At 70.2% G+C, this 2,352-nt stretch carries 2 protein-coding genes; both read left to right on the plus strand.

Annotated features, from left to right (window positions below; translation table 11 throughout):
• Positions 1-305, plus strand: a 305-nt coding sequence (locus MMB92_RS35090) for a cytochrome c (protein WP_277563268.1), incomplete at its 5' end; no start/stop codon positions are given.
• Positions 306-318: 13 nt separating this feature from the next.
• Positions 319-2,352: cytochrome c oxidase subunit I (gene ctaD / locus MMB92_RS35095; RefSeq protein ID WP_277563269.1), on the plus strand; the 2,034-nt coding region annotated here is incomplete at its 3' end.

Below are 2,352 nucleotides of genomic sequence, written 5' to 3' on the forward strand. Positions count from 1 at the left end.
AACCGGCCCGGGCACCCGCGGCGGGCGCCAACGCCGAACGCCGCGGCCAGCGCGTGTTCGCCGCGCGCTGCGCGGGCTGCCACGCGGTGCGCGGCACCGACGCCGCGGGCGACGCGGGCCCCGATCTCACGCACGTCGGCACACGCCGGCTGCTCGCGGCCGGCACGCTCGACAACACGCCCGACAACCTGCGCCGCTGGATCGCGCATGCGCAGCAGGTCAAGCCGCAATCGCTGATGCCGTCGATCGCGCTCGCGCCGCGCGACGCCGACGATCTCGCCGCGTATCTCGCGACGCTGCACTGAACGGAGGATGCCGATGGCCATTGCCCGCGACACGCCCACCCCGCTCAGCCGCGTACCCGATCTCGGCGACGCGCCGCCCGGTTCCGCGCACGAGCGCGCGCTGGCCGAGCTGTGGGAATCGGCACCCGGCTGGCGCGGCTGGCTCGGCACCGTCGATCACAAGCGCATCGGGCTGCGCTATATCGTCACCGCATTCGTGTTCCTGCTGCTCGGCGGCGTCGAGGCGCTCGTGATGCGCATCCAGCTGGCGCGGCCGAACGCGACCGTGCTGACGCCCGCGCAATACGATTCGCTGTTCACGATGCACGGCGTCACGATGATCTTCCTGTACGCGCTGCCGGTGCTGTCCGGTTTCGCGAACTACCTGTGGCCGCTGATGCTCGGCTCGCGCGACATGGCGTTCCCGCGGCTGAACGCGTTCTCGTACTGGGCGTTCCTGTTCGCCGGGCTGTTCCTGTATGCGAGCTTTCCGCTCGGCGCGGTGCCGGACGGCGGCTGGTTCAACTACGTGCCGCTCACGTCGCTCGACTACAGCGCCGGCGCGAACATCGACATCTATGCGCTCGGGATGATCCTGCTCGGCATCTCGACGACCGGCGGCGCCGCGAACTTCGTCGTCACGCTGCTGCGGATGCGCGCGCACGGGATGTCGATCGACCGGCTGCCGATCATCGTGTGGGGCACGCTGACCGCGTCGGTCGCGAACCTGGTCGCGGTGCCGTCGGTGAGCCTCGCGTTCCTGCTGCTGTGGCTCGACCGCAATGCCGGCACGCACTTCTTCGACGTCGCGCATGGCGGCCGGCCGCTGTTGTGGCAGCACCTGTTCTGGATGTTCGCGCATCCGTGGGTCTACGTGGTCGTGCTGCCGGCGATGGGGATCGTGTCCGACGCGCTGCCGACCTTCTGCCGGCGGCCGCTCGTCGCATACGAGGCCGTCGCGGTGTCGACCGTGGCGACGATGCTGATCGGCTTCGAGGTGTGGGTCCACCACATGTTCGCGACCGGCATCGCGCCGCTCGCGCTCGCGTTCTTCGGCGCCGCGAGCATGCTGATTTCGATTCCGAGCGCGGTCGCGGTGTTCGCGTGGATCGCGACGATCTGGACCGGGCGCCCCGTGTTCCGCACGCCGTTCCTGTATTTCGCGGGCTTCGTGCTGATGTTCGTGGTCGGCGGCGTGTCGGGCGTGATGACCGCGGCCGTGCCGCTCGACTGGCAGCTCACCGATACGTACTTCGTCGTCGCGCACCTGCATTACGTGCTGCTCGGCATCAACGTGTTTCCGGTGCTCGGCGGTGTCGCGTACTGGTTCCCGAAATTCACCGGGCGGATGATGAACGAGCGGTTCGGCCGCTGGACCTTCTGGGTCGTGCTGGTCGGCTTCAATCTCGGCTTCTTTCCGATGCATATTTCCGGGCTGCTCGGGATGCCGCGCCGCATCTATACCTATCCGTCCGGGATGGGCTGGGACACGTCGAACCTGCTGACCACGATCGGCTCGTTCGTGTTCGGGATCGGCATCGTGATGTTCGTCGTCAACGCGCTGGTGAGCGCGCGGCGCGGCGTGCGCGCCGGCGACAACCCGTGGGGCGCGGCCGGTCTCGAATGGTCGGTCGCGTCGCCGACGCCCGTGTACAACTTCGCGGTGCTGCCGCTCGTCGCGTCGCGGCATCCGCTGTGGGAAACGCGCGACGATCCGCAACGCACCAGCCTGCGGGTCGGCTACCGGCTCGCGGACGGGCGCGAGGCGCTCGCGGTCACGCCGCTCGCCGCGACGCCGAGCGCGATCCTGAAAATGCCCGAGGACAGTTGCGTGCCGTTCGTGCTCGCGCTGCTGACGACCACCGTGTTCGCGGCGATGCTCGCGCGCTCGCCAACGCTCGTCTGCGTGGCCGTCGCCGGTTGCGCGATCGCCACCGCCGCGTGGCTGTGGCCGCGCCGCACGCTCGGCCAACGCGCGCGGCTGCCGGCTCGCGCCGACACGCAGGCGCCCGCGGCCGCGGCTGGCCCTCGTCCGGACGAACCGCCATCGCCGACGGCGCCGGCCGGC

This window comes from Burkholderia sp. IO2, assembly GCF_029522185.1.
GTDB lineage: Bacteria > Pseudomonadota > Gammaproteobacteria > Burkholderiales > Burkholderiaceae > Burkholderia > Burkholderia cenocepacia.